The following is an 18,019-nucleotide window of genomic DNA, read 5'->3' on the forward strand; positions in this document are numbered from 1 at the left end:
GGTTCCGGCAGTTATGTGTGACTTGGCATACTGACTAACGGAAGGGGTCGCGTAAGTGATCTCACGGCAAAATGCTGGATGCGCTCGTTGAACGAGGGAGAGCTGTGCTGGATCCAACGCGACCTGTCGGGCCGTACTCGTCAGGAGTGCCCGCCACTGCCCTCGAAGTCCACATGCCGGACCTCGAACGCTTCGGCCTCGCCCAGTTGTGGCGTTCCGCGATCATCGCCGTCGTGTTGTCGACGTCGATCATGCTGGCACTGATCGTGTGGCCTTTCCGCAAGCGTGGACGCACGTGGGCTGACGCCGCCTCCGACGGAATGGTCGACGGCTTCATCGCGCTGGGTCCCACCTTCGTCAAGCTCGGGCAACTGGTCGCGTCGTCGTCAGGCCTGTTCCCCGCCCCCGTCGCCAATGCATGCCTACGTTGCCTCGACGACGTTCCGCCATTTCCTGCCGAGCAGGCGAGAAGCGTCGTGCACGAAGACCTCGGATACTCCGTAGACGACCTGTTCGCGAAATTCGACGACGTACCTCTCGCGGCCGCGTCGGTAGCGCAGGTACACGCGTGCGTTCTGCACGATGGCCGCGAGGCCGTCATCAAGATCCAGCGTCCGGACATCTATGCGCGGATGCTGATCGACCTGAGGGCGGCGTACTGGGGCGCGAACATCCTCGAGAAGTTTGTCGAGTTCCTTCGAATTGCCAATGCCACCGCCATCATTCGCGATCTGCACAACGCAACGATGACGGAGTTGAACAGCGCGGTCGAGGCCGACCGGCAGACCACATTCCGGAACAACATCAGCGCATTCGGTGACAACAAAGGAGTCACGACACCGGAGGTGTACTGGGACTACTGTGGTCCCCGCGTCATCTGTATGGAACGCATGCGCGGCGTTCCACTGGATCGGTTCGTCGCCGGTCCGGACGGCATCGACGAAGCCCGCATGCTAATCCGGCGCGGAGTGAAGGTCTGGCTCGAATCAGTCATCGTTCACGGTCCGTTCCACGGAGATGTCCACGCGGGAAATTTGTGGGTCCTCGACGACGGCCGGATAGCCATGCTCGACTTCGGCATCGTCGGCGTCCTTCCCGAGACCTGGAGATCCATCCTTTCCGACATGTTCCGAGCGACCCTCATCGACGGTGATTTCGCCCGTGTCGCCCGCGGAATTCGATCCTTGGGATATGCAACCGACTACGAGGTCGACGACGATCAGCTCGGTATGCAGGTCGCAACGGCCCTGGCCCCGATTCTCGGCCGTGACCTGGGTGAACTCAAGCTCAGTGAATTGATCATGGCACTGATTCAGTTGGGCAAGCAGTGGGGCGTTGCGAGTCCCGAGGAATTGGTTCTTTTCGGTAAACAACTCGGATACTTCGAACGATATGCGACGGCTTTGGCACCTGGTTGGGTGATCGGACAAGACCTTTATCTGTTCAAGAACGTTTTTCCAGAGGCAGTCGCCGAAAAGGTGCAGGAACTCGGCATCACCATGCCTGACGAATAAATTTGTCCCCTATTTCCTTATTCTGCATTTCGTCTGTCGGGGTTAGCCTGTAGTGACCCACTGGCCGAGGAGCAAATGTGCAGCCACTTTCTGTAACCCTCCCGCAAGCGTCGACAGGTCCGAGGAGTAACGGGCCGAGTGTCGGCACCACCCTCGGCGCCCTCATGCATTCCACGGACAAGTCCGTGATCGAGCTTCTGGAAAGCCCGGACGGACTCGATGTCGAAATCCGTTCGATCGCCCTCGTCGAGTCCTCCGATATCGACGGCACCGACAGCCGTGGTGCGATCTCCGACATTTACCTTCCCGTGGGAGTTCCCGAATCGACGTTGACGCAGTGGTTGCGAAAGTTCGAAGGCAGGCCGGCGAGGCGTCGTCCGAAGCTTCTGCTCGTCAAGAATGCCCGCGCGGCGACAACGCTTCTCACCGCCGCACGCAACATCGGAATCGCAGTGGCCGCGGTACATCCGCAGGCTAGTTCCGGACACGTCTATTCACTCGTACAACGACTTCTGACACAGAGCATGTACCGTTCGCGGGCCGTCTCAGGAGCTGTGGCCGGTGGCGATTCGGATCTGTTCGCGCTCTCGGAGACGATCGCCGAATTGACCGGCGGACTCGTGACGATCGACGACACGGCACTCCATGTCATCGCATATTCAGCTGCTCACGAAGGTGAAGACGAACTCCGTCAGCTCTCCATACTGGGCCGGGAGTGGCCGATCGAATACACCGAATGGATAGAGCGCAGAGGCGTGTTCGAGCATCTCAGGCGATCGGACGAGGTCATCAGTCTGCCCTCCGAGCCGAGCATCGGAGCCGCGCACAGGTTGGCTGTGAGCATCACCCGCCCGGACCTGTCAGCGCCGACGGGTTCTGTTGCACACCAACACAATCTCGGCAGCATCTGGGTGCAGCGCGCCTCTGAACCTCTTTCCGACGACGCCCAAGCGGTATTGCGGGGTGCAGCGGCAGTCGCCGCACGCATTCTCATGCGAACCTTGGACGCCTCCAGCCGCGAGAATGCCCAATTGCAAAGGCTGTTCGGCGTTCGCTCCGGCGGAGTCGACATGCACTCGCTGGCCGGCTCCTTCGGCATCAACACCGACGGACCGTCTGCGGTCATCGGATTTGCGACATCACTCGCGCCCGGATCGAATCTCGATCGAATCACCAACGCCTTGCGCCTGCGCGCCAGCGCATTCCGCAGCGACGCGGTCACAACGATCATCGACAACCGGATCTACGTGCTGTTTCCTCAGGCCGAACACGAGGTCGCGATCAGCGACTGGGCTTACGACACCGTGGGAGTAGTCGAGGCCCGTGCGGGCATCAGCGTGCGCGCCGCCGTCGCGGTCCCGATCGCGCGATTGCACGGCGTACCCGAGGCGCGTCGAGAAGTGGACCGCGTGCTCGATACCACTGATGATCACGAAACCTCGAAGGTCACCACACTCGCGGCGTCACGCACCGCGGTGTTGCTGGGCGAGATACTCGACCTCGTTGCTGATCACGAGCGATTGCGGGACCCTCGTATCGACAGACTCGTCTCGTACGACGACAAGAACACCTCTGACATGCAGTTCACGCTCACGGCCTACCTGACAGCTTTCGGGGATGTGAAGAAGGCCGCCTCGTCTCTGAAAGTACATCCGAACACGCTGCGCTACCGCATTCGGCGCGCTGAACAGATCATGGGCATTTCGTTGGACGAGCCGGATACGCGACTGCTCACCGAACTGCAACTCGCCATCTTGGGACGCACCCCGGACGAGTCTGAAAGATACGAAACGTCCGATCAGTGAGATAGGCCTCGAGCCCGTCCTGAACTCTCGAGTAGACAACTGAGGAAGCCGAAGAACAACTCTTACCTCAGGAGATACCTTGCGCACTCGTGGAGCCGTCATTCGCCAAGCACCAGGCACATACGAGGTGGTCGATCTCGAACTCGATTCACCCCGCAGCGGCGAACTCACTGTCAAAATGGTCGCCTCAGGCCTGTGCCACTCGGACGATCACATCGCCAGCGGCGACCACGGAGTCGGCCGCTACCCCATCTGCGGCGGACACGAAGGCGCCGGAATCGTCGTCGAGGTCGGGCCGAACACGGAAGGATGGTCCGAGGGCGATCATGTCGTGTTCTCGTTCCTCGCCGCCTGCGGCCGTTGCCGTTGGTGTGCAAGCGGAATCCAGAACCTCTGCGACAACGGCGCCGCCATCATGACTGGCAGCAGACCCGGCGAAACCTCGAGTTACAGAATGTCTCTCGACGGTCAGCCCGTCGCACAAACCTGCGGCCTGTCCACCTTCAGTGAATACACCACGGTCAGCACTCTCTCGGCTGTGAAAGTCGACAAACACCTGCCACTCGACGCTTTGTGTCTGCTCGGCTGCGGCGTCGGAACCGGTTGGGGCGCCGCGGTCAACTCCGCTCAGGTGTATCCCGGGCAGACGGTCATCGTCATGGGCGTCGGCGGAATCGGAATCAACGCGGTGCAGGGCGCCTCGCATGCCGGCGCCGCCCACGTGATCGCGGTGGACCCGGTTGCGTTCAAGCGCGACAGTGCATTGAAGTTGGGCGCCACCCATGCCGTGGCCACCATGGAGGAAGCCACCGACATAGCGCGCTCGTTCACCAACGGCCAGGGCGCGGATTCGGCCATCGTCACCGTCGGCGTGACCACCGGAGAACATGTCGCGCAGGCATTCTCGTCGATCCGCAAGGCAGGAACCTGCGTCGTCACCGGCCTCGGGAAGATGACGGACGTCGGAATTCCCGTGAGCCTGATGGAACTCACGCTGTACCAGAAGAGAATTCAGGGATCCCTGTTCGGTGCATCCAATCCCACCGCCGACATTCCCTGGATGATCGATCTCTACACCAGCGGCAAGCTCGAACTCGACGGACTGATCACCAACCGATACACCCTCGACCAGATCAACGACGGTTTCGCCGACATGCATGCCGGTCGCAACCTCCGTGGAATCATCGCCTTCTGAGCGAGTTCTCTCCGGACTTTCGATCGAGAGCAAGTCCGGAGAGATCCTCACTACAGCTTCACCAGGCGTTCATGGTGTCGAGGATTTGTCCTCTGGCCATCCACAATTCAGCAGACCAATACGGCCACGAGTGAATTCCGGCGGGCGGAAAGCTGTACGTCGCTGGGATTCCCAAGGATTTCAGGCGAATTTCGAATGCACGCGCGTGCACCCACGAGAGCGCCTCGAGCCCCATACCCGTCGCCGTGTGGAAGTAATCGATCGGCGCAGAGGGATGATCGTACGGTCCCGGGATGCCGTTGGACGACGAAATGTACATCGACAGTCCGCGAAGCGATTCCGCGTTGACGAACGGGTCGTTGCGAAGCCATCCGGATGACCACGGCGGGCCCCACATCGAATCGACGTTGTACCGGCCGGCGTCGAACATGGCTACGCGGATCGCTTCACGCATACCCGGACCCGAGATATTGATGTAGCCGGACAGCGAGCCGGCGAACTTGAACTGATCCCGATGATGCCCCGCCAGGTTCAACGCGGCACTGCCGCCCATCGACAACCCGATGATCGCATTGTTGGTTGGTGAAACGCCATACCCTGCAAGGAAGTCCGGAAGCTCGCGGGTGAGGAACGTTTCCCACCTGTACGTTATCGGCTGAGCGTTGAAATTGGACGGCGCGTACCAATCCGTGTAGAAACTCGACTCACCGCCGACCGGCATCACCAACGTGATGTTGTCATTGCGGTACTGATCGAGTGCGTTCGTTTCGAAACTCCAAGCATTTCTGTCGTTTTGCGCGCGAAGACCGTCGAGCAGGTACAACGCGGCGTTGCCACCGCGCGCGGCCCACTGCACCTGAACCTTGATGTTTCCCATCGAAGACGGGACCCACAACTCGTCGTACCCACCCCATGGCGCCGAGCGCGCCGGAGTAGCACTCGCAGCGGTCGGACCGAACATACCGCCGAGCAGGAATATCGACAACAACGCCGCTACGAGCACCCGCACCCGCCGTGTATTGCGTTCGGGCAACGTGAATCTGATTCTCTGCAAGGTTGTGTCTTTCCCCGAAACTGCGCATCAAGAAACTCGCTTCGGTAAGTGCATCGTCGGTTCCACTGTCGACGTGTTTGTCCCTTTCCGGGGGCTCCGGTGTTACAAAGTCGAGGTCATCGCAACAATCGGACAACTGTCGTGCCGAGCGAATCCAGGTGGCGAAAACCACAATTCACGAAGCACGCTGAATGCGCTCACTCAGCCGAGTGACGAAGCGATCGCATCACGACCTGCGGCAGCACACGCTTGGTCCTGCATTCCGTCTGGAGCGCCACCGACACCGATACCGGCGATCGACCCGGCTCCAGCCTTCAATGTGACTCCACCTGCAAGGAAGAGAGTGCCGGGAAGGTCGGCGATGGTTGATCCTTCGCCTTTGGTACGCTGCGAGAGGTCACTGGTGTCGGCTCCGAAAGCTGCAGAGGTGTATGCCTTCTCGCGTGAGGCTTCCACCGTGTGCTGGGCTGCGTTGTCGCCGCGCACCATGGCGATGACATTTCCCGCGCGGTCTACGACGGAGACGGTGACGAAGCCGAGACCGTCGGCGCGGCATTTCGCCAGGGCCGCACCAGCAGCCTTCACTGCTGCGTCGGCACTGAGTCGATTCTGAGTGACAATCGCCGAATCACCGGTCGCGGCAGGCTGCTGCGTGGCAGTAATCGACGTCGTGCTCGATGCGTTCGCCACCGGTGTGTCGGTGGTCGAGCATGCGGCGCTGGCAAGGATTGCGACAACCGGAACGGCGACAGCGAGCGTACGGGGAAGTCGTGTGTAAATGCGGTGGTTCATGTCGGGCACACTTTCAATCGAATGGTTCGAAACCGTCCACTACAGCGTCGCGTCCGGGGGCGGGTGCGCACATCGGGCGCTCGGGTGACGAACCGTGCCCCCTACGGCTACCCGGATATCATCCGAATGGTTGATACGACGGCCTGGTGCCCTCCGTAACATTCGAGGGATGAGTAACGGAGCCATGAACGCCGACGCCGAACGCGGCCTACGCGGCCCGTTGGCGTATGCGATCCACGCGTCGTTCTTCGTACTGCTGTCTACATCGGGAGTTCGGTACGTCACAGTCCACGGGACCAGCGGTCGGTTCGGGGTTGTACTCGTCCTGGCCGTGGTCCTCGCCCTGCTCTACGCCGTCATGGCCACGGTGTCCTCGCGAGATGTCGTTCGCCAACGGCTGTGGATGTGGCCGGTACTGAGCGCATGGGCAGCGCTGGTCTGGCTTGCCCCGAGTTTCGCGTGGTGTGCGTTTCCCGTTCTCTTCCTCTGCATTCGTCTGTATCCGAGCAAGATCGCCTACCCCCTCGTCGGGATCCTGGGCGTCCTCGCCGGTGTCGCGTTCTACCGGGTCACCGGTCGTGCCGAATTGGTGACACTTCTCGGGCCGCTGTGCACCGCGGCACTGGTCGCGGCCGCGTACGGGCAGATGGAACGAGATGCCCGAGAACGCCTTCGGCTTCTGCGTCAGGTAGCAGAAGCGCAATCTGCATTGGCAGATACCGAACGCGCTGCCGGCGTTGCCGCTGAGCGAGAGCGCCTCGCGCGCGAAATCCACGACACCGTTACCCAGGGACTGGCGAGCGCCCTTCTACGGCTCGAGGCAGCCGAACAAACGTGGAATACAACGGGTTCGCCGTCTCGAGCCGATGTCGATGCCGCAGCAGAGAACATCCGAACGAGCTTGATGCAGAGTCGCGACCTCGTCCACGATCTGGCGCCGACCAAGGGCGGTACGGGCGACTTCGACGCCTTGGTCGTGGCCGCCGCCCGCCAGTTCGTCCCGGCCGTTCGGATCCGCACCGTCGGTGAAGCCGTCATCTTGCCCTCGGACGTAGCTCATGCCGTCGTGCGAGTGGTCTCGAGCGCGTCCTCCAACATCGCCCGCCACGCTCGCGCCGAAACGGCGGGCGTGACGATCACGTATCTCGACCACTCCGTCTCCGTAGACATCTTCGACGACGGCGTCGGCTTCGATCCGGGAAAGCTCGCCGACCATTCTCGGTACGGTGGATACGGCCTGCGTGCGATGCGAAGCCGCGTCGCACAGCTCGGCGGATCGTTCACCGTGGAAAGTGCACCGGGAGACGGCACCGTCGTCGCGGCCCAGTTCCCTCTCGAACGGAGGATCCGGTGACCACCATCATTCGCGTGTTCCTCGTCGACGATCATCTGGTCGTGCGAGCCGGGCTGAGAGCGCTGCTGAACACTCAGCCGGACGTCGAAGTAGTAGGCGAAGCATCGTCCGGCGAGGAGGCGGCCACGTCGATACCGTCGGCCTCACCGGATCTGGTGATGATGGATCTGGACATGGGCACCGGCATGCACGGTGCAGAAGCGATCAAACGCCTGCGAAGCGACGGTGTCGATGTTCCCGTACTGGTTTTCACGACGTATGACACCGACGCCGACGTCGTGCGGGCCGTGGACGCCGGTGCCATCGGTTACCTACTCAAGGACTCGACTCCTGACGAGATCTTCGGCGCGGTGCGCGGCGCGCTCGCCGGGCGCAGCGTCCTCTCCCCCGCCGTGGCCTCTCGTCTCGTCCAGCAGATGCAGCGCCCGCAGGAAGCGCTCACCGCCCGTGAGTCCGAACTGCTCAGCCTGCTCGCCGAGGGGATGACCAACCGCGAGCTGGGTAAAGCGCTCTTCATCAGCGAAGCGACGGTGAAAACACACCTCGGGCACATCTACGCCAAACTCGGTGTCGATAACCGCTCTGCCGCAGTGTCCGTCGCACTACGTCGCGACGGAATACGCTGACCTCGGTGGCAGCCGAACAGCTCAGCCGCCCATCGCCTTACGCACTCCGTCGATCAGTTCGAGGAATTCAGCCTTGGGAGCAAAGTCGACATACTCCGAGTCGTCGATCGCTCCGGGAACGTGACCGGGTGCCCAGTAGAACACGTCGCCGGCATCGTAGGTTTGCCGACCTGCTTCGGAATCTGTGTAGATCCTTCCTTTCAAGACGTATCCGTAGTGCGGACATTGACAGCGCCCGCCTTCCAATTGTGCGAACGGTTCGGCGAAGTCTGCACCAGCAGGAATTTTGACGAAGTTGACGATCATGTCGCCTTCTTCTCGCATCCGCAATTCGAATTCGCCGTCCTGCAACACGATGGGAAGATCGTGAGCCGAGATGGTGCGCATAGGAGTACCTTTCGACTTCAGAAGGGGAAGGTCTGCGCCGCTGGCCGGCTGGTTCGCCACTGCCAGGTGGTGAATTCGTCCCAACTGCTTTGAGTTCCGAATCTCGCGCCGTTTCCGGAGGCACCCGTGCCACCGAATGGTGCATAGGCATCGTTGTTCAAAGTCTGATCGTTGATGTGCACGATGCCGGTACGCAGTCGGTCCGCGATCCGCTCGCCGCGTTCAACCGATCGTGTTTGAATGGCAGCAACCAGACCGTATTCGCTGTCATTGGCCGTCCTGACTGCCTCGTCTTCGTCCTTGACGATCACGACGGGCGCCACGGGCCCGAAGATTTCTTCACGGAACGCGGGCATGTCCGAGGTGACTCCGGCCAGGACGGTCGGCTGATAGAAGAGCCCTTCGTATGTTCCACCGGCGCGGATTTCGGCGCCGGCCGCCTTGGTGCCCTGGACGATTCGATCGACGTTCGCAATCTGCCGCGCGTTGATGAGCGGTCCGAGAGCGACGTCGCCTGTATTGGGATCCCCGACCGGCAGGACCGCTGCGCGCTTGGCCAGCAGGTCGAGGTACTGATCGGCGACCGATTCCAACACGATGTGGCGGCCTGCGGTCATGCAGACCTGCCCCTGATGCAGGAACGAACCCCACGCACCCGCCGAGCTCGCGGCATCCAGGTCTGCGTCGTCGAGGACGATCAGCGCATTGTTCCCACCCAGTTCCAGCGAGACACGCTTGAGCGTGCGACCGGCAGTTGCCCCGACCTGACGGCCGACGGCGGTCGAACCCGTGAAGGACACCATCGCGATGCTCGGGCTCTCGCACAATGCCTGACCAGGTGCCGCGTCACCGGCGAGCACATGCAGGAGGCCTTCGGGAAGACCTGCGGACGTGAACAATTCCGCGATGACCGCACCCCCGCTGATCGCGGTTTGAACATCCGGCTTGAGAACGACGCCATTTCCGAGCGCCAAGGCGGGGGCGACAGCGCGCATGGCGAGGAGAAGCGGGAAATTCCACGGGCTGATCACGCCGACCACACCCAGGGGCACCCGGCGACCGATGCTCGTGCGCCCCTCCTGGCTGGCGGGCAGAAGGTGCCCGAACGGCTGTGTCGGCAGTGCCGAGGCTTCCCACAGTTCGGAGATGACAAGATCAACTTCGAATGCGGCTTTCCCTGGTACGGAACCACCTTCACGGATCAACCAGCGCTCCACCTCGGCTCGCTCGGCTTCCAAAATCTGCGCTGCCTTACGGATCACCGAAGCGCGAGCCTGCCCGATCGTCGCCGCCCACGCCGGCTGCGCGGCCGACGCGATGTGTGCCGCTCGATCGATATCCGCAGCAGTCGCCGTGCCGATCACCCCGAGCACCTCGCCGGTAGCCGGTTCGAGCGACTCGACGGTGTCACCGCCTCCGTCGATCCATTGGCCGTCGAAAATCTTTCCGTGCCATTGCTGATGAGCGAGCAGATTCGTCATGCGTTCCTCGATTCGTAGCTTTCGCTGCGGTCCTCGCTGTTCGTGGACCTGAGCTCTTCGCGAGCCTGAAAAAGCGATCTGAAACACACTCTGCCCCGGTATTCGGGCTCCCAGTTGTCGTGATCGGACACGTTTGTTGTTCGGATGCGACAGATCAGTGACGTTCGCGGGCGTTCGGATCAGGCGAGTTACGTACTTCCGACGGCGCCGCACCGAATTCCGCTTTGAACGCACGCGAAAACGCTGGTGCGTCATGGAAACACCATCGTGCGGCCAGGATGGAGATCGAATGACCCCGCAGTGAGACGTCGGTGAGATCGCGGCGTACGCGGATCAACCGTTCGCGGCGAATCAGCGCACTGAGGGTCAGATCCCCGTCACCGAAGTGACGCTGAACGGTTCGCGGCGACAGGTGCAACGCACCGGCGATCGACGCGACCGAGAGGTCTGGTGAGTCGAGATTCCGAAGCGCATATCGCAAGATCTCCTCTCGCGTCGAACGTCCGGGTGTCGCGGGCGCAGATCCTTGCATCAGAACTGCCGAAGCGAGATTGACTCCAGCATCTCCGAGAAGCCCGGCTGCGCTGCCGTCGACCTGGGATGCAACAGCGCCCGAGATGAAATTTTCCAGCAATGCACCGGACCCACGCCGACCGTCGTGGGTGCGCTCGAGCGCGCAATTCAGTTCTCGCTCGGTCAGACTCACCGCACTGCGCGGTAGGGTCATGACGGTGCACGACCAGTGACCGTCGAAACGCAGCGCGTACGAATGCTCGACGTCGTAGAGAATCATCGCGCCGGGCGGGGCCGTCAACTCGCGGTCCGATTGGCGCAGTATCGCGCTCCCGGTTCGGACCGTGCAGATCTTGAGCAGATCACTACCGTGTCGCTTTGCTGCGCGTGCGCTCCGCCGCAGTATCTGCGGTGAACCGGAGATGTCGAAAGCGCCTACGTCCCCGAGACTTACGCCGCTGACCGTACCGACAGGCGCGGCATCGACGGAACTCTCGGGGCACAGGCCACCGAAGGTCTCCGACATCTCGCAGTGCCACTGCTGCACAGATTCCGGCAGGCTCGGAGGCGTGGCAGACACGGCAGACATGGCGGGCTACTTGATCGAAGATCCGTGCTGCGTCAACGGCATGACCTCGATGGTCATGTACGGGAACAGGGGCAGTTTCCAGAGAATCTCATGGAGTTCGTCAGCCGACTCGACATCGAAGATGCTGATGTTGCTGAACTGTCCCACAATTCGCCACAGATGCACCCACTTTCCCTGTCGCTGAAGGTCTTGCGAGTACGCCTTCTCCGTTGCGACGGTATCGGCGCGTACTTCCGGATCCAGGTCGCGCGGAATATCGACGTCCATCCGAACGTGAAAGAGTGCCATGTTCTTCTATCCTCTAGTTCCTGGTCCAGGTCTTGACGGCGTCCATGTTCAGTTCGACTCCCAGGCCAGGTCCGGCGGGGAGGTGCAACTGACCCTCGGAATACTTCAGGGGTTCCTGAAGCAACTCTTCACTGAAGAGCAGTGGGCCGAAAAGCTCTGTTCCGAAGTTGATTCCGGGCTCGGCGCACGCGAAGTGCAACGAAGCGGCCGTGCCGATCGGGCCTTCGATGGACGTCGCACCGTGGCACGCGATACCGGCGGCCTTGGCAATCGCGACGATGTCGCGGCTGCGCCGGAGGCCACCACATTTGGTGGTCTTGAGGGCGATGACATCGGCGGCGCTCCGGCGGGCGATTTCCAGAGCGTCGTGTGGGGTCTGCACACTCTCGTCGGCCATGATCGGAATCGGTAGAAGCCTACTGAGTTCGGCGAGGACCTCGATTTGGTCTGCCGGAGTGGGTTGTTCGATCAGTTCGACTCCACCCTCGGCGAGTTGCGGCAAGTACCGCAGGGCAGTGAAGCGATCCCACCGTGCGTTGACGTCGACACGGACTCCGGCGTGGCCGTCCAGCGCCTGCGCGATGCTGACGATGCGCGCGACGTCGACCGCCGGATCGAGTGCTCCCATTTTCAGTTTGAAGCTGAAATTGAGCCGGGATTCGAGCTTTTCGTGAGCTTCCTCGATGATCTCGTCCGCCGGCGCAGCACCCAGTGCCCACGTGACGTCGACACTCTCGCGGAAAGCCCCGCCGAGGAGCGTGTGCACGGGGACTCCCAGGCTACGCGCCCAGGCGTCGTGCAACGCCACGTCGACGGCGGCCTTCGCGAATCGTGCATTGGCAACAACTTTTTCGATTTCGGCCATGATCGCGGTGATGTGATCCACGCGCCTGCCGACCACCACGGGAGCGATGTACTTCTCGATGATGACCTGCATCGTCTCCACCGATTCGCCACCCCACCACGGCCCGCCCGGAACGACTCCTTCGCCGTATCCGATCACCCCGTCGGAGGTGCGAATCGCGACCAGCAACAACGGCTGCGCCGTCATCGACGTGGTGGCGAACTTGTGGGGGCGAACCAGCGGAACGTCGAGGATGGTCGTCTCGATGGAGACGATCGACAGGTCTGTCATCAAATCACTTTCTTCAGAGCAGTTGTGGATCAGGCCGGATCGAGCACGAAGTCGTATGTGACCCGGTTGGTTCCGTCGGCACCTGGCTTCGGATCGAGAATCAGTTCGGGCTTCGTCGCCGTTGCCACGTCGTTCTCGATCCACTCTCCATCCTTGAAATAGAGCTGGGTGGTGATGGTGCGCTTACCGGGAGCCTTCACCATGAGGTGCAGGTGAGCCGGACGCCACGGGTGCCAGCCGGCCTTCTCGATGAACCAGCCGGTGGGGCCGTCGGTCGGGATCTGGTACGGCGCAGGCTGAATCGTGGTGATCTCGAAGCGTCCCTCGTCGTCGGCGACGATCGTTCCGCGGAGGTTGCCGTCGGGGATGTGCGGCGCGAAATGGGAGTAGTAGCCCTCGTCGTCCGCGTGCCAGAGTTCGACGGTTGCACCGCCCAACCCCTTGCCGTCGAGATCGCGAACCTGGCCCTCGAAGACCAGCTTCGATCCAACCTCGTTGTCACGCATCGGAAGTTCACACTTGGCAGGCAACGTCTTGGCATCGGCAACGTAGTACGGGCCCTCGATGCTTCCCTTGGTGCCGTGCTGACCGCGGTACGCGACCTCCTCGACGTTGTGCTCGAGGAAGACGTCCAGCCACAGGGGCCACTCGCCGAACTGGCCGATGTCGATGAGCCACTGCTTGAGGACGCGGTACTCGGGGTAGGTGATGCCGTGCTTGTCGATGACGCCTGCGAGTGCCTCGAGCACGTCCTTGGCGATGGCCGAGACGCGTTCGGGCGGGGTGTCCGCGCTGACTCGTTCCTGGAGGAACTTGTCGGTGGCGGCAGTGCCCGAACCTACTGCGGTGGGGCTCTCGGAAGTGGTCATGTGGTCCTCCTCGGGGCCGTATGTGGCTGTTACCGGGTGGGTGCCGTACTGCTGGGCTGCGTCGGCTCCCCAAGTTTGGGTTGTACGCTCTGCGTACATCTGTTACGCTGTGCGTACGCTTGTACTGTGCGCCCAGTCACAAGGTTTGTCAACCTTCGAAGGCGCCGATCGGGCATACCCGCAGATGAAAGGCCATTCCGTGAGCGAGAACGATCGCGATTACATCCAGAGCATCGAGCGTGGATTTGCTGTGCTGACGGCCTTCGACGAGAAGAACCCCAACCCGTCGCTCGCCGATCTTGCCGCCGAAACGGGTCTCTCCCGCCCAGCGGTCCGGCGCATCCTCCTCACGCTGCAGAAGCTCGGATACGTCACCGGCAACAACAGTCGGTGGTCGCTCACCCCACGCGTTCTGAGCATCGGGCAGCACTTCTCGGCATCACATGCCTTGACGGAGGCGGCGCTCCCTCGTCTGTTGGAGATCGCAGAACACACCCACGAGTCGGCGTCGCTCGGGGTGCTCGACGGTGTCGACGTGGTCTACGCCGCGCGTGTACCCGTCCGGCGGATCATGAGCATCAACGTCAGCGTCGGCACCAGAGTGCCTGCATATGCCACCTCCATGGGTCGAGCCCTGCTAGCTTGGGCGCCAACCGAAATCGTCGACAACGTCATCGCGAACTCCACGTTCGACGCCCTCACACCCACCACGATCACCGACGAAGACGCATTCCATACCGCCCTCCGGGTGGTGCGCGAGCAGGGATACGCGCTCACATCGGAGGAACTGGAAGACGGCCTGATTTCCCTCGCTGCTCCCGTCCGCGACGCCGGTGGAAGCGTCGTCGGAGTGACAGCGTGTTCGACCTCGGCCGGACGAACATCCCCGGAAGCTTTCCGCGCCGACGTCGCGCCTTTCCTCGTCGAGAAGGCGAACCAACTCAGCGCGGACATGGGGTACCGAAGCTAGCGCCTCAACACCTCGGAAGGCAGCAATCCGTACTTACGCCGAAAGGACGACGCGAACCGTCCGGTGTGCGTGAAACCCCATCTCACAGCGACATCGGTGACCGTCGTCGAGTCGTCGGCATCCACCAGATCTGCATGGACCCGCTCGAGACGGATGTCGAGCAGGCATTCCGACGGACTCCGGCCCACGTACTGCCGAAATCCCTCCTGCAATCTCCGTACGCTGACGCCCGCCACCTCCGCCATCTCGGCTGCGGTCCACACGCGGGCCGGGTCGTCGTGCATCTCGTCGAGCACCCGCTTGACGATGCGTGGCCTGGCGTTTCGCACCGCGTCCTCGCTTTCGGGCATTGCGGCAAGGACGAATGCCGTGACCACGGCGCCGGAGAGCTGACCTGCCACCAGTTCGTTGTGCAGCACGCCGACCGGGCCGAGTATCTGATCCGACAGTGAGCGAACAAATTTCAGCCATCTGGCTCCGTCGTCGCCCCGAAGATCCACCTGATCAGGCAAGTGCATTCCGGGTCGACCGAGAACCTTTTCCATCTCACGGTCGAGGTACTGACGGTCCATCCGGACTCCGACGATCTCGCAGTCCGCACTCCACCGCGTAATTCTCGTCGTGATGTCGGGTGGACATACCGTCGCAACACCCTGCGTCGAGAGCACGTGCGAGCCCGCGAACACCGACTCGAGCTCGCCCGAGAGCGGGATGTTCACCCCATAGGCACCGGGATGATCGGATTCGACGGCGACGTCAGCTCCCCACCGAATATGAGCGATCCTCAGCGGTCCCAACTCGGTGGTGCACACCCCGACTCCACTGGCCGCATGCCGAGACAACGGCGTCAGCGAGTGCGGAAAGTAGGCGTCCGAAACCGCATGACACGCCTCGTCCCAGTCGCGGGGAGCTGTACCGATCATGGAGTCGACCATCGTCCTTCTTCACCTTCCAAACCCGTGACCAGCCACATTGCCGAGCAAGGGCGCTGAACATCATTGAACACTGTGTCCCCGGTCACTTCCAAGAGAAAACGGGTACGGGCCGCGATCGGGTGCGCAATCCGGATAGCCACCGCGCTGTACGGATCGACCGAAGCCTGCGCCCGCCGTACGTTCGTCTTCACTCCCGGCGCGAGTCGCCCACTACTTCCCTCCCGCACTTCGCGGCACTCTCACTCAACCGCCATCCGACAAGGAGGTCCGGTCATGGAACAAAATCAGCTTCGAGGAATCTTCGGTCAATTCGCGAGCGGCGTCACCGTCATCACCTGTACCAATGCCGACGGTCAACCACACGGAGCCACGGTCACCGCATTCACGGCCATTTCCCTGGAACCACGGCTGTGCCAGATCACGATGACTCGCAAGTCCAAGGCGTGCGGCTACCTCGGCAACGCGCCGTTTGCGGTCAACATCCTTGCCTCCGACCAAGTGGACACGGCCATGCATTTTGCCGGCCGACCGCAGCGCACCGAACCAAGGTGGATCGACGGACCGACCGCTCCCCTGCTCGACGGCGCCGCAGCAACCATCTCGTGCGTCCCGTGGAGGGAGTACGACGGCGGTGACCACATCATCTTCATCGGCGAGATCGTCGACGCTCAGTCGAGTGGCAAGGATCCGCTTCTGTTCTACCGAAGCACTTTTCACGATCTAGGCGCTACCTCGTCGACCACAGTCTGGAACGGAAGTCAGGACGACCCCCACAGCGGCTGGTTCGACGCCACCACTTCGTTCACCCCGATTCATCTTCAGCCCGCACCCCAAACGATCTGAAAGGCTTTGCCATGACGACCACCGAAATTCCTCCCACCGGCGTCGATCCCGCAGATTCCGGAGCGCCACAGGTCAATCCGGCCGCCGATTGCGAAGCCAACCGCACGAAGAACTTCGCCACCCGACCGATGACCGGTGACGAGTACATCTCGAGCCTGCAGGACGGTCGCGAGATCTGGCTTCACGGTGATCGCGTCAAGGACGTCACGACGCACCCCGCGTTCCGGAATCCGATCCGCATGACCGCGAGGCTGTACGACGCTCTGCATACGGGCGAGCACGTGGACGCCTTGACCGTTCCGACGGACACGGGCAACGGCGGTGTCACCATGCCGTTCTTCCGCACTCCGACGTCGTCGGCCGATCTGCTCAAGGAACGCGATGCCATAGCGACGTGGGCTCGTATGACCTACGGCTGGATGGGCCGTTCCCCCGACTACAAGGCGAGTTTCCTGGGCACCCTCCACGCCAACAAGGAGTTGTACGCACCGTTCCAGGACAACGCCGAACGCTGGTACCGCGAATCGCAGGAGAAGGTTCTGTACTGGAACCACGCGATCATCAATCCCCCGGTGGATCGCCAACTTCCACCGGACGAGGTCGGTGACGTCTTCATGAAGGTGGAGAAGGAAACCGACGCAGGTTTGATCGTCAGCGGCGCCAAAGTGGTCGCCACCGGATCGGCGATCACGAACTACAACTTCATCGCTCACTACGGTCTGCCGATCAAGAAGAAGCAGTTCGCCCTGATCTGCACGGTACCGATGGACGCGCCGGGTGTGAAGCTGATCTGCCGCACCTCGTACACCGAACATGCTGCGGTGATGGGCAGTCCGTTCGATTATCCGCTGTCGAGTCGCATGGACGAGAACGACACCATCTTCGTCTTCGACAAGGTGTTGGTTCCGTGGGAAAACGTCTTCATGTACGGCGACGTCGACCGGATCAACGCATTCTTCCCTCAATCGGGCTTCCTGCCGCGCTTCACCTTTCAGGGCTGCACTCGCCTGGCCGTCAAGCTCGACTTCATCGCCGGACTGTTGATGAAGGCACTCGAAGCCACCGGCGCCGGCGGCTTCCGCGGAGTCCAGACCCGTGTCGGTGAGGTGATCGGGTGGCGAAACCTCTTCTGGTCGTTGACCGAATCGATGGCACGCGATCCCGAACAGTGGGTCGGCGATTCGGTGATCCCGAAGCTCGAGTACGGCCTCACCTATCGAATGTTCATGATTCAGGGGTACCCGCGGATCAAGGAGATCATCGAACAGGACGTCGCGTCGGGCTTGATCTACCTGCCTTCGAGTTCACTCGACTTCAAGAGCCCGGACGTGCGTCCGTACCTCGACAAGTACGTTCGCGGTTCCGACGGCATCACCGCCGTCGACCGCGTGAAAGTCATGAAGGCGCTGTGGGATTCGATCGGGACCGAGTTCGGCGGCCGACACGAACTCTACGAGCGCAACTACTCCGGCAATCACGAGAACGTCAAAGCCGAACTGCTGTTCGCAGCCCAGAATCGTGGACACGCAAGTTCCATGAAGGGACTGGCCGAGCAGTGCTTGAGTGAATACGACCTCGACGGCTGGACGGTCCCTGACCTCATCGGCAACGACGACGTCTCGTTCTTCAAGAACCGGTAATCCCCTCGGCAGGTAGGGCGGACTCGCGA

17 protein-coding genes are annotated in these 18,019 nt (G+C 61.9%); 8 read left to right on the forward strand and 9 right to left on the reverse strand.

The window, feature by feature from the left end; genetic code table 11:
- The first annotated feature begins 104 nt into the window (after positions 1–104).
- The 3 genes from ACBG85_RS25820 to ACBG85_RS25830 all read left to right on the forward strand — a co-directional run bounded on the left by ACBG85_RS25820 (position 105) and on the right by ACBG85_RS25830 (position 4,514).
- Positions 105–1,514, forward strand: coding sequence for an ABC1 kinase family protein (locus ACBG85_RS25820; RefSeq protein WP_372025349.1), 1,410 nt, complete (start codon positions 105–107; stop codon positions 1,512–1,514).
- 164 nt (positions 1,515–1,678) lie between these two features.
- Positions 1,679–3,319 carry a CdaR family transcriptional regulator gene (locus tag ACBG85_RS25825; RefSeq protein WP_047271905.1) on the forward strand — a complete coding sequence of 547 codons (1,641 nt, stop codon included), beginning with the start codon at positions 1,679–1,681 and terminating at the stop codon, positions 3,317–3,319.
- A 79-nt stretch (positions 3,320–3,398) separates the two neighbouring features.
- Positions 3,399–4,514, forward strand: a complete 1,116-nt coding sequence (locus tag ACBG85_RS25830) for an NDMA-dependent alcohol dehydrogenase (protein ID WP_042447159.1) — start codon at positions 3,399–3,401, stop codon at positions 4,512–4,514.
- A 58-nt stretch (positions 4,515–4,572) separates the two neighbouring features.
- Here ACBG85_RS25830 and ACBG85_RS25835 read toward each other — a convergent pair whose 3' ends face one another.
- Both ACBG85_RS25835 and ACBG85_RS25840 read right to left on the reverse strand, forming a co-directional pair.
- Complete coding sequence (locus ACBG85_RS25835; protein WP_223304593.1) at positions 4,573–5,475, reverse strand: alpha/beta hydrolase family protein; 903 nt, start codon at positions 5,473–5,475, stop codon at positions 4,573–4,575.
- Positions 5,476–5,769: 294 nt separating this feature from the next.
- Entirely contained in the window at positions 5,770–6,360 is a 591-nt protein-coding gene (locus ACBG85_RS25840) for a heme-binding protein (RefSeq protein WP_003940245.1), read from the reverse strand.
- A 184-nt stretch (positions 6,361–6,544) separates the two neighbouring features.
- Here ACBG85_RS25840 and ACBG85_RS25845 point away from each other — a divergent pair, with 184 nt between their 5' ends.
- Positions 6,545–7,714, forward strand: coding sequence for a sensor histidine kinase (locus tag ACBG85_RS25845; protein WP_058038292.1), 1,170 nt, complete (start codon positions 6,545–6,547; stop codon positions 7,712–7,714).
- On the forward strand, positions 7,711–8,340 hold the full coding sequence (locus tag ACBG85_RS25850) for a response regulator (protein WP_372025351.1): 630 nt from the start codon (positions 7,711–7,713) through the stop codon (positions 8,338–8,340). Before ACBG85_RS25845 ends, ACBG85_RS25850 begins: the two co-directional genes overlap by 4 nt.
- 21 nt (positions 8,341–8,361) lie before the next feature.
- On the opposite strand, the gene ACBG85_RS25855 is transcribed toward ACBG85_RS25850, so the two are convergent.
- From ACBG85_RS25855 to catA, 6 genes are all read right to left on the reverse strand, one after another.
- Entirely contained in the window at positions 8,362–8,727 is a 366-nt protein-coding gene (locus ACBG85_RS25855; RefSeq protein WP_065351503.1) for a hypothetical protein, read from the reverse strand.
- Positions 8,728–8,744: 17 nt separating this feature from the next.
- Positions 8,745–10,208 carry a benzaldehyde dehydrogenase gene (locus ACBG85_RS25860; RefSeq protein ID WP_030536465.1) on the reverse strand — a complete coding sequence of 488 codons (1,464 nt, stop codon included), beginning with the start codon at positions 10,206–10,208 and terminating at the stop codon, positions 8,745–8,747.
- Between the two features lie 154 nt (positions 10,209–10,362).
- On the reverse strand, positions 10,363–11,310 hold the full coding sequence (locus ACBG85_RS25865) for a helix-turn-helix domain-containing protein (protein WP_003940292.1): 948 nt from the start codon (positions 11,308–11,310) through the stop codon (positions 10,363–10,365).
- Positions 11,311–11,316: 6 nt separating this feature from the next.
- Complete coding sequence (gene catC, locus ACBG85_RS25870; RefSeq protein WP_007729770.1) at positions 11,317–11,598, reverse strand: muconolactone Delta-isomerase; 282 nt, start codon at positions 11,596–11,598, stop codon at positions 11,317–11,319.
- A 13-nt stretch (positions 11,599–11,611) separates the two neighbouring features.
- Positions 11,612–12,733 (reverse strand): muconate/chloromuconate family cycloisomerase, encoded by a 1,122-nt coding sequence (locus ACBG85_RS25875; RefSeq protein WP_372025353.1) that lies wholly within the window; start codon positions 12,731–12,733, stop codon positions 11,612–11,614.
- A gap of 29 nt (positions 12,734–12,762) precedes the next feature.
- A complete protein-coding gene (gene catA, locus ACBG85_RS25880) occupies positions 12,763–13,602 on the reverse strand; it encodes a catechol 1,2-dioxygenase (RefSeq protein ID WP_003940427.1) in 840 nt (279 codons plus the stop codon).
- A gap of 199 nt (positions 13,603–13,801) precedes the next feature.
- Between catA and ACBG85_RS25885 the strand changes: the two genes are divergently transcribed.
- A complete protein-coding gene (locus tag ACBG85_RS25885; protein WP_054827049.1) occupies positions 13,802–14,572 on the forward strand; it encodes an IclR family transcriptional regulator in 771 nt (256 codons plus the stop codon).
- Here the strand turns inward: ACBG85_RS25885 and ACBG85_RS25890 are convergent.
- Entirely contained in the window at positions 14,569–15,507 is a 939-nt protein-coding gene (locus ACBG85_RS25890) for a helix-turn-helix transcriptional regulator (RefSeq protein ID WP_204855319.1), read from the reverse strand. The genes ACBG85_RS25885 and ACBG85_RS25890 overlap by 4 nt on opposite strands.
- 273 nt (positions 15,508–15,780) lie before the next feature.
- On the opposite strand from ACBG85_RS25890, the gene ACBG85_RS25895 reads away from it, so the two are divergent.
- Together ACBG85_RS25895 and ACBG85_RS25900 are read left to right on the forward strand one after the other, a co-directional pair.
- Complete coding sequence (locus tag ACBG85_RS25895; RefSeq protein WP_007729773.1) at positions 15,781–16,350, forward strand: flavin reductase family protein; 570 nt, start codon at positions 15,781–15,783, stop codon at positions 16,348–16,350.
- An 11-nt stretch (positions 16,351–16,361) separates the two neighbouring features.
- A complete protein-coding gene (locus ACBG85_RS25900; protein ID WP_003939685.1) occupies positions 16,362–17,990 on the forward strand; it encodes a 4-hydroxyphenylacetate 3-hydroxylase family protein in 1,629 nt (542 codons plus the stop codon).
- Positions 17,991–18,019: the final 29 nt, after the last annotated feature.

The sequence above is a fragment of the Rhodococcus sp. NyZ502 genome (assembly GCF_041464245.1).
Taxonomy (GTDB): Bacteria; Actinomycetota; Actinomycetes; order Mycobacteriales; family Mycobacteriaceae; genus Rhodococcus_F; species Rhodococcus_F qingshengii.

Coding starts and splice junctions, on each gene's coding strand:
- ACBG85_RS25825 (WP_047271905.1), top strand. CDS start 1,679: ATGCATTCCACGGACAAGTCCGTGATCGAGCTTCTGGAAAGCCCGGAC.
- ACBG85_RS25835 (WP_223304593.1), bottom strand. CDS start 5,475: ATGTTCGGTCCGACCGCTGCGAGTGCTACTCCGGCGCGCTCGGCGCCA.
- ACBG85_RS25840 (WP_003940245.1), bottom strand. CDS start 6,360: ATGAACCACCGCATTTACACACGACTTCCCCGTACGCTCGCTGTCGCC.
- ACBG85_RS25845 (WP_058038292.1), top strand. CDS start 6,545: ATGAACGCCGACGCCGAACGCGGCCTACGCGGCCCGTTGGCGTATGCG.
- ACBG85_RS25855 (WP_065351503.1), bottom strand. CDS start 8,727: ATGCGCACCATCTCGGCTCACGATCTTCCCATCGTGTTGCAGGACGGC.
- ACBG85_RS25860 (WP_030536465.1), bottom strand. CDS start 10,208: ATGACGAATCTGCTCGCTCATCAGCAATGGCACGGAAAGATTTTCGAC.
- ACBG85_RS25865 (WP_003940292.1), bottom strand. CDS start 11,310: ATGTCTGCCGTGTCTGCCACGCCTCCGAGCCTGCCGGAATCTGTGCAG.
- catC (WP_007729770.1), bottom strand. CDS start 11,598: ATGGCACTCTTTCACGTTCGGATGGACGTCGATATTCCGCGCGACCTG.
- ACBG85_RS25875 (WP_372025353.1), bottom strand. CDS start 12,733: ATGACAGACCTGTCGATCGTCTCCATCGAGACGACCATCCTCGACGTT.
- catA (WP_003940427.1), bottom strand. CDS start 13,602: ATGACCACTTCCGAGAGCCCCACCGCAGTAGGTTCGGGCACTGCCGCC.
- ACBG85_RS25890 (WP_204855319.1), bottom strand. CDS start 15,507: ATGGTCGACTCCATGATCGGTACAGCTCCCCGCGACTGGGACGAGGCG.
- ACBG85_RS25895 (WP_007729773.1), top strand. CDS start 15,781: ATGGAACAAAATCAGCTTCGAGGAATCTTCGGTCAATTCGCGAGCGGC.
- ACBG85_RS25900 (WP_003939685.1), top strand. CDS start 16,362: ATGACGACCACCGAAATTCCTCCCACCGGCGTCGATCCCGCAGATTCC.